Source organism: Ectobacillus funiculus, assembly GCF_004138295.1.
GTDB lineage: Bacteria > Bacillota > Bacilli > Bacillales > Bacillaceae_G > Ectobacillus > Ectobacillus funiculus.
The window spans coordinates 18,128-27,112 of sequence record NZ_SCFM01000068.1; the positions used below are offsets into that span (position 1 = coordinate 18,128).

8 protein-coding genes and 1 pseudogene are annotated in these 8,985 nt (G+C 39.1%); 4 read left to right on the forward strand and 5 right to left on the reverse strand.

Annotated features, from left to right (window positions below):
* Positions 1 to 7 precede the first annotated feature (7 nt).
* The 3 genes from EP737_RS23305 to EP737_RS23315 form a co-directional block, all read right to left on the reverse strand.
* Positions 8 to 1,279: an NCS2 family permease gene (locus tag EP737_RS23305; protein ID WP_165350897.1), complete on the reverse strand. Its 1,272-nt coding sequence runs from the start codon at positions 1,277 to 1,279 to the stop codon at positions 8 to 10.
* A 112-nt stretch (positions 1,280 to 1,391) separates the two neighbouring features.
* Positions 1,392 to 2,210 (reverse strand): purine-nucleoside phosphorylase, encoded by an 819-nt coding sequence (locus EP737_RS23310; RefSeq protein ID WP_129731508.1) that lies wholly within the window; start codon positions 2,208 to 2,210, stop codon positions 1,392 to 1,394.
* 57 nt (positions 2,211 to 2,267) lie between these two features.
* On the reverse strand, positions 2,268 to 3,578 hold the full coding sequence (locus EP737_RS23315; RefSeq protein WP_129731510.1) for an amidohydrolase family protein: 1,311 nt from the start codon (positions 3,576 to 3,578) through the stop codon (positions 2,268 to 2,270).
* Positions 3,579 to 4,389: 811 nt separating this feature from the next.
* On the opposite strand from EP737_RS23315, the gene EP737_RS23320 reads away from it, so the two are divergent.
* Both EP737_RS23320 and deoB read left to right on the forward strand, forming a co-directional pair.
* Positions 4,390 to 5,118: a GntR family transcriptional regulator gene (locus EP737_RS23320; RefSeq protein WP_129731517.1), complete on the forward strand. Its 729-nt coding sequence runs from the start codon at positions 4,390 to 4,392 to the stop codon at positions 5,116 to 5,118.
* Positions 5,119 to 5,807: 689 nt separating this feature from the next.
* A pseudogene (deoB, locus tag EP737_RS23325) lies at positions 5,808 to 6,983 on the forward strand (phosphopentomutase); the annotation flags it as partial.
* A 281-nt stretch (positions 6,984 to 7,264) separates the two neighbouring features.
* Here the strand turns inward: deoB and EP737_RS23330 are convergent.
* Positions 7,265 to 7,471, reverse strand: a complete 207-nt coding sequence (locus EP737_RS23330; RefSeq protein WP_129731521.1) for an alpha/beta-type small acid-soluble spore protein — start codon at positions 7,469 to 7,471, stop codon at positions 7,265 to 7,267.
* A gap of 286 nt (positions 7,472 to 7,757) precedes the next feature.
* Here EP737_RS23330 and EP737_RS23335 point away from each other — a divergent pair, with 286 nt between their 5' ends.
* Together EP737_RS23335 and EP737_RS23340 are read left to right on the forward strand one after the other, a co-directional pair.
* A complete protein-coding gene (locus EP737_RS23335; RefSeq protein WP_129731523.1) occupies positions 7,758 to 7,961 on the forward strand; it encodes an alpha/beta-type small acid-soluble spore protein in 204 nt (67 codons plus the stop codon).
* 50 nt (positions 7,962 to 8,011) lie between these two features.
* The gene (locus tag EP737_RS23340; RefSeq protein ID WP_129731525.1) at positions 8,012 to 8,257 is read left to right on the forward strand and encodes a hypothetical protein; all 246 of its coding nucleotides are present in this window, start codon (positions 8,012 to 8,014) and stop codon (positions 8,255 to 8,257) included.
* Positions 8,258 to 8,296: 39 nt separating this feature from the next.
* Here the strand turns inward: EP737_RS23340 and EP737_RS23345 are convergent.
* A partial coding sequence (locus tag EP737_RS23345; RefSeq protein ID WP_129731527.1) for an ABC transporter ATP-binding protein occupies positions 8,297 to 8,985 on the reverse strand: 689 nt, incomplete at its 5' end.

Genomic DNA, 8,985 nt, shown 5'->3' on the forward strand with positions numbered 1-8,985 from the left:
ATAAGTACTAATGTACAAGTGCAGAAGAAGCGACGATATTCAACAGAAAGAGCACTGCAATTAGGTAAATAAGAGGTGACACATATTTCCATTTACCAATCGCCACTTTGACTAATGGGTATGCGATAAAACCAAAAGCTAACCCGTCGGCGATACTGGATGTTAATGGAATACAGACGATGATTAAAAAAGCTGGAAAACTCTCGGAAAAATCATGAAATGGGATGTTAATCACGCTTTTCATCATCAATGCTCCAATGATAATTAATACCGGAGCAACGGCATTTCCAGGGATTAGCTGGATGAAAGGTAGCGCTAAGATTGAGAAGGCAAACAAGATTGCTGTTACTAGGGCAGGAATACCAGTTCTTCCTCCTTCAGAGATTCCCGATGCGCTCTCAGCTGAGGCAATGGTCGGGCTAGTTCCAAAGATTCCCGATGCAATCGTAGAGATTGCCATTACTTTGTAAGCACGGGAGAATTTTTCAACATCCGGTAGCATACCGCTTAGCAAGCCCATGTTTTCAAAGAGAACAATCATTGTCATAGAAAAAACAGCGACCCAGAAAGTAATCTGTAAGATATTGAAATCACCAGAGGCAAACACCTGACTGTAGGCGTGAAAGTCTAGTCCTTTGTCGGTAATTTCCCTTTTTCCTGTAATCCAAAGAGTCAATACACTAGTACAAAAGAGGCCGATTAATAAGCTTCCTTTGACGTTGCGAACAAAGAGCACTAGTGTGATTAGCAGGCCTACTAGGGTAGACAGTGTAATAGGACTTCCAAAGTTGCCGAGGGCGACGATGGTAGTTTCACTAGATTTAATGATTTCTCCTTTCTGCAGTCCAATAAAAGTAAGGAAAAGTCCAATGCCCACTGTAATTCCATGCTTTAATGAATCAGGGACTGACAATAGTATTCGGTTTCCGAAAGAAGTGATACTGACGAGAAAAAAGAGCACTCCTGAGATAATTATCACAGTCATTCCCTGTTGAGGGGTTAGTCCCATAGACTGAATCATCGTATAACTAAAAAACGCATTGACCCCCATGCCGGGAATCACAATAATTGGTGCATTAACCCATAGGGCCATCAGTAGACAGCCTGCAATTGAGGCAATAATGGTTGCCATGACGCTAGCGCTTAAGGGAATTCCAGCATCTTTTAAAATCAAGGGATTGACCAGTATGATATAGGCGCTTGTAAAAAAGGAGGTTAGTCCTGCTGTTAATTCTCTTTTCCACGTCGTCCCGTGTGCTTCAAGTTGAAAATATTGCATGAAACGCTGAATCACAATTCTACTCCTCCATTTCGATCCAAATATGTTCGCTCCGATAATCAGCTTTTTTGATTTATGCTGGATGTATGAGCTTTTCAGAATCGTAATTCTTCTACATTACAACAATGACTTCTTTCACTAATTGTAAAAATTCAGCTTTGATTTTTTCGGTTGTTTCCATTACTTCATCATGCGTTAAAGAATGTTCAGAGATTCCTGCTGCCATATTGCTGATACAGGAAATGCCTAGAACCTCTAGTCCGGAATGTCTGGCAACAATTACCTCTGGAACAGTGGACATTCCAACAGCATCTGCTCCGATTCTATCCAAGAACTTAATCTCAGCTGGCGTTTCATAGCTAGGCCCAATTACTCCAGCGTAGACACCTTCTACGACTTTTATTTTTTCCTTAGCTGCTACCTCTTTTGTTAAAGCAATCAATTTCTGCGAATAAGCTTCAGACATGTCTGGAAATCTTTCTCCAAACTCCTCTTCATTAGGTCCAACCAATGGGTTTTGGGAGGTTAAATTAAGATGGTCTTGAATAATCATCAAATCACCAGGCTTAAAAGTTGAGTTAATGCCGCCTGCTGCATTCGTTACAATGATTTGCTTAACTCCAATTGCTTTCATGACACGGATAGGATAGGTAACAGCCTCAAGTGCATGCCCTTCATAGTAGTGAAATCGTCCCTGCATTGCGATTACACGCTTACCCTTTAAATCGCCGATCACGATCTGACCTTTATGACCTGCCACAGTAGAAGCGGGAAAATGAGGAATGACATCATAAGGAATAGTAATTGGATTTTCAATTTCTTCTGCCAATATGCCTAGTCCAGATCCTAGGACTAGACCAATAGATGGACATTGATCAATTTTAGAAAGTAAGTATTCTTTTGTTTGTTGAATTTTTTCACTAAGTTTCATGTTTTTTTCTCCTCTCAAATATCAAAAATTAAATCAAAAGTTTAATATGCCTAAAGCTTATCTTGAAAGGCTAGCCTGCAGGCGATTTGCTTCGGCAATTACTTTTTCTTCATCTATAGTTAAGCAGCAGCGGTCTTTCACAATTATCTTTCCATCGATGTAAACATCACACACATCACGTCCGCATGCTGCATAAAGCAAATGTGAATACGCTTCACTAAGTGGCTGTAAATGTTCCTTGTCATATGGATAAATTGTAATGAAATCAGCCTTTTTGGCTACTTCCAGAGAACCTGTGTGGCCCATGCCAATTGCTTCAGCCCCTACTCGCGTAGCCAAGGATAGAACTGTTTGGGCAGGAAGCTTAGTTGCATCTTTGTAGATCCCTTTTTGTAGTAATGCAGCAGTCCTCATTTCCTCGAACATATCGAAATTGTTATTAGAAGCTACGCCGTCTGTTGCAATTCCTACTTTTATTCCGGCGTCTAGAAGACGAACAACATCGGCAATACCTGAACCCAGTTTCAAGTTGCTAATTGGGTTATGAGCAACCCGTACACCATACTGTTTCAATATCGTTCGCTCTTCATCATTGAGCACCACACCATGAGCCATCACGGTTGGTTGGTCAAAGAGACCTAAACGGCGAAGGTGCTCCACAGGCCGAGCTCCGTAACGTTTTTCAATGTCTAGCACTTCAAAATCTGTTTCTGAGACATGAATGTGTACCATTAAATCATTCTCTTTAGCAATCCGTGCACTTTCAACAAGTGCTTCAGGTGTACAAGCATACGGGCTATGAGGTGCGACCATAGTTGTTAAGCGGCCATCAGCAACCATTTTATAGTTTTTAGCAAACCGCTCAGCTCCCATGAGATTCGCTTGCTGTTCTTTTTCGGTACCTAAGCTAAAAATCGTATAGGAAAAGGCTCCACGAATCCCAGTTTCGCCAATAATCTGCATTACAGCATCAGAGTCTATGCCATTGGGATTAAACATATCCGAGAATGTAGTTGTTCCGGATTTTAACATTTCCAAAATACCGAGCTGAGTACTGATAGAGGCAATTTCCGTTGTGAACTGGGCTTCGATCGGCCATATTCTAGTTTCTAGCCATGGCTTCAGCAGCATATCATCTCCGATGCCGCGTAAAAGAGTCATCACTATATGCGAATGGGCATTTACCAATCCTGGTAAAACCCATTTTCCGCCAAGATCCACAACCCGATTTGTCTTAGCAAGCCGTTCTGGAGAATGCGGACCGATATAGGAGATGAGTTGATCCTCAACAATCAGCATGCCGTTTTCAAAGATTCGATTTTCCTTATCCAGGGTAAAAAAGGTAGCGTTTACATAAACTGTATTCAATCATATTCCCTCCAAATGATTGCGTATGATAATCTATTGCTGCTCTATTCCTTCCTAAAAGGATGACATAGGTGCATTGATTACAATTGTTTTTTACACTGTAAGAAGTATAAGTTTCCGGCCGGAAGCTAATCGGCGAGTTTTCTTTAAAGGTTTCCAGAAATGGTAATTAGGGTTATATGATAAATCATGTAGAGTCCCCACCTTGCAGTAGACAGAATTTTCTTTAGCATTTTAACTCTTCTTATTGTTTACGCTGTGTAAATAGTTAATCCAAAAGACAATTTTCGAAAGTGCTTCCACAGATATAATCATCAGACGTCCGACAACTAAAAACTATTTAGGTTGATTCTAGCACTTAATTATCTAGTGTGCAATATTTTTTAGAAACAAATTTTTTCTAGTATGAAGTAGTATATTCCTAAATGAGAAAGGACAATTTTCAACTGCTCTCATTTTCCATGCCATGAAAATAGTTGATTAAAAGGAAAAATATGAAAGATATTTCTTTTTGTTTGTTGTTAGATGTCCAACAACTGTAAGCGTTTAGATTGATTCTAGCACTGGATCGTCACATATTCAATACCTTTTGGAAGTGAATTTTAAAACTAGTGTTATGAACATTTTATTGTGATGTTTGAATTTACAAAGACATTTACAAGAACTAAGGGGGAGGGGATGCAGACAGTGATTGTAATTCGAAACGAACTATGGCATATAAACATAGAACTTCCATTAGAAAACAAATAGCAAAATTATGTTTATTTTGATACCATAAAATAACTAATGTCTTTTATGGAGGTACGTATTAATGTATACAGAAGATTATCATAAATCACGGTATTTAGTTATCATAGATAAGATTAAAGAAGAAATAGAGAAAGGTAATTTAAAACCTGGTGAGAAGTTGCCTTCTGAAACAGAATTAGCTAAAGAGTTCAAAGTAAGTCGCTCTACATTAAGAGAAGCTTTAAGATCATTAGAACAAGAAAATATAATCACTAAAAAACATGGGATAGGAACATTTATAAATCAGAAACCTTTATATTCTAATGGAATAGAGGAACTGTTTAGTGTTACGGATTTAATTCAAAGGGGAGGGCATACACCGGGCACAAGGTTAATATTTTCAGACTATGTAACGCCAAATAGCCAAGAGAAAGAAAAATTAAATCTTGGGGATAATGAAAAAATATTGTTGGTTAAAAGAATAAGAACGTCTAATCAAGAACCACTGGTATACTGTATCGATAAAATTCCTGAACATCTGTTACCAAAAGGGTGTACCTTAGATCGAGAATCTATTTTTGATTTTCTAGAGGACAAAGCCAATGTTAAGATTGATTATGCGACTACAGACATTGGAACAACTAGTTATTTGCCAGAAGTTTCTGATAGTTTAAAATGTGATAAAGAAACTCCTTTATTAGTTCTAAAACAATCTCACTATGATGAAAAAGATCGGCTTATTTTATATTCAATCAATTATTTTCGTTCTGATAATTTTAGCTTCCATGTATTCCGTAAACGTTTAAAATAAGGTTTTTGCTCCAAGAGTTCTGATGGTTTGGACGTAATATTTATGTAAAAGTGAAAAGGCTACAGGGGCATTCATAACGCGCGGTGGATTTTGAAATAACATTATTAACTATGTCTTACTCAATTGAGATATGGCCGAAGTATAGCTGGGGTGGAACGGAGACAACGAGTCTTCACGCCCCACGCTGTTGTGTGTATGGTTTTGAGTTATGTCAAACGTAATTGTTTATTCTTGTAGTTAGGTTCTTTAACCCCGGCAATTCTCCAATATCCTTTACGAGGATTTTCCTACTTATACAACTTCTTTTCTGTTCTTATTTTCAACTCACCAAATCCCATAACTTGAGGTACAAATCGAAACCTTAATAGATGTTCTTCGATATATTCATTTACTTTTACAGGAACAGATAGTCTTGTTCCTGTTTTTTACTCTCATTCGTTTTATGAATCAAGTCCTTCAAAGTGTATAGTTTCATTAAAATGCGGACGGACCTCCTAACTAAATAGTCGTTCTTGGCAAACCACCGTATGCTGAGGAGATTCGTTTACAAATTTTATTTTAAAAATATTGAATATTAGTCAATTGAATGATAGAATCACTTTAAACAACAAGTCGTCTGACGTCCGACAACAAATAACGTAGACATATTTTTAATAAATGTAAGCATCTTCACATAGGAGGGATAAGTTGTGAATAAATATAAACGCATCTTTTTAATCGTCATGGATTCTGTTGGGATTGGTGAAGCGCCAGATGCAAAAAAGTATGGGGATGAAGGAGCGGACACGCTTGGCCATATCGCAGAGCATATGAATGGACTATATTTACCTAATATGGAAAAGATGGGTCTTGGTAATATTCGTGAAATCCAAGGGATCCAAAAGGTAGAGCAACCGATGGCCTACTATACGAGAATGCAAGAAAAATCTGTGGGTAAGGATACGATGACTGGGCATTGGGAAATGATGGGGTTATTTATCGATAAACCATTTCAAGTGTTTTCAGAAGGTTTCCCTAGAGAGTTAATTGAAGAACTAGAAAAAAGGTCTGGTCGTAAAGTAATCGGCAATAAGCCGGCTTCAGGTACTGAGATTCTCGATGAGCTTGGCAAGGAGCATATGGAGACAGGAGCAATGATCGTATACACATCTGCAGACAGCGTATTGCAAATTGCAGCACATGAAGAAATTGTACCGCTTGATGAGCTTTATGATATTTGCAAAATTGCACGTGAATTAACATTGGATGAGAAATATATGGTCGGTCGTGTTATCGCACGTCCATTCTTAGGACAACCAGGCAGTTTCCAGCGTACAGAAAACCGCCATGACTATGCTTTGAAGCCATTTGGGCAAACCGTTATGAATGAATTGAAAAATGGAGGATACGAGGTGTTTGCAATTGGTAAAATTTCTGACATTTTTGATGGCGAGGGAGTAACGAAGTCATTGCGCACAAAATCTAACATGGATGGCATGAATAAGTTAATTGATACATTAGATATGGATTTTACAGGGTTAAGCTTTTTGAACCTTGTTGATTTTGATGCACTCTTTGGTCATAGACGTGATCCGCAGGGATATGGGGAGGCGCTGCAAGAGTATGATTTACGTCTTCCAGAAGTACTTCAAAAGATGAACGAAGATGATTTGTTGATTATTACAGCTGACCATGGAAATGATCCAGTCCATCACGGTACGGATCATACACGTGAATATGTACCTTTGTTGGTTTACAGTCCAAGCATGAAAGGCATTGGAAAAGAAATGCTAACTCGTCAAACCTTCGCAGATATTGGAGCGACAGTAGCAGAAAACTTTGGCATAGCCATGCCGAAATATGGAACGAGCTTTTTGCAGGAGCTAAACAATGGGAGAGAAGCCTGTTCGGTTATAAAACATAATTTATTGAAAAAACGGAACCTTAATAGGCCATTGTTTTATACGAAGACTAAAGAGTGTATACGTTTAATCAAAGTAGCTCTTTATAAACGTTTTATTTATAAAAAATAGATTGAGGAGTTTGGGTGGTTGGGTTTTTTATAATGTCGCCTACAGCTAGAGACAGAAAGTATGAGGAAGGTAAAGGATTTTCACTTAGAAAAGGTCCCGGCAAAAGCTGGGACCTTTTTAGCCATGTTATGAAATTAGCGTTGGAATCCGCCAAGTTGTTGTTCTGCCATTGCTACAAGACGTTTTGTAATTTCGCCACCTACGGAACCGTTTGCACGTGCTGTTGCGTCAGCTCCGAGCTGTACACCAAATTCTTGTGCAATTTCGTACTTCATTTGATCTAGCGCAGATTCAGCGCCAGGTACAATTAATTGATTTCTGCTGCTATTATTTGAAGCCATGTTAGTTCCTCCTTGATGAATGTTTAGTTTTTTTGGTTGGATTAGCTGGAGTTGAACCAGTATAACCGCCTTGCCGGCTCTAATCCATCGGTGTTATAAGCGGCTTGTTTTGTTACTGTACTAGTAGTATGGATAGTGAAGAAATATATATGCGATAGATTTTGTTGTAATTTTTTCCATTATTCAACCGGAAGAAATATTCCAAAAATTACCTTGTAGATGATATACATATGAACAGAAGTTCTCCGTATACTATGCTTACACCACTTTAAGGAGGTGAAACAATATGTCAAGAAATAATAACAGCAATCAGCTTGTTGTTCAAGGTGCTCAATCTGCACTTGATCAAATGAAATATGAAATCGCTCAAGAGTTTGGTGTTCAACTTGGTGCAGATGCAACGTCTCGTTCTAATGGCTCTGTCGGCGGCGAGATTACAAAGCGTCTTGTAGCATTGGCTGAACAGCAATTAGGCGGATTTCAACGATAAATAATGGCTATAAGGGCGGGTATTCCCCGCCCTTTTTCAGGAGGATTTGTATGTCAATGTGTCCTGTCTGTAACGGTTTAACTGAGATTTCGCATTCTTGTCCGAATTGTGCTGCCAGCATGGAGGATTGCGGGAAAACAGTAGATTATTTAGGTCCTTACAGCGCATATATGGACCAACAGCTGCTAGAGAAAGTCGATAGCTTATCTCATGAGGAATCGAATCGGTATTGCTTGCACTTATATCATTGTCCTGCCTGTGAACGAGACTTTTCTGTTAAGCTTCAACAAATATAAATACCCCGTCTCCTTATCCAGAGACGGGGTATTTCTGTTTTATCGAATGCGTTGCTCGCTGCTAGAGTCAAAGAAGTGAACCTTATTCATATCAAAGCCAAGTGTTACTGTTTGGCCAGGTTTGAAATCTGTACGTGCATCAACACGTGCTACGAAATCTTGACCGCCGATTTGGGAGTAGAGCATAGACTCTGCACCTAGCAACTCAGATACTTCAATTTTCGCGTTTACAGTGGAACCTTGTGCTGCGTTAATGAATACAGGCTCATCATGGATGTCCTCTGGGCGGATTCCCATAATTACTTCTTGTCCTACATAGCCTTGTTCACGAAGCATTTTCATTTTGCCTTCTGGAACAGACAGGACAACATTGTCTAATTTGAAGCCTTTGTCTGTTAATGCACCACGGAAGAAGTTCATTGCAGGAGAACCGATAAAACCGCCTACAAATACGTTTTCTGGCTTTTCGTATACTTCTTTTGGTGTTCCAACTTGTTGGATAAGTCCATCTTTCATAACTACAAGGCGAGTTGCCATTGTCATCGCTTCTGTTTGGTCATGCGTTACGTAAATCGTTGTTGTGCCTAAGCGTTGGTGAAGCTTGGAAATTTCGGCACGCATGGATACACGAAGCTTTGCATCAAGGTTAGATAAAGGCTCGTCCATTAAGAATACTTTTGCGTCACGAACAATTGCACGTCCTAACGCAACACGCTGACGCTGACCGC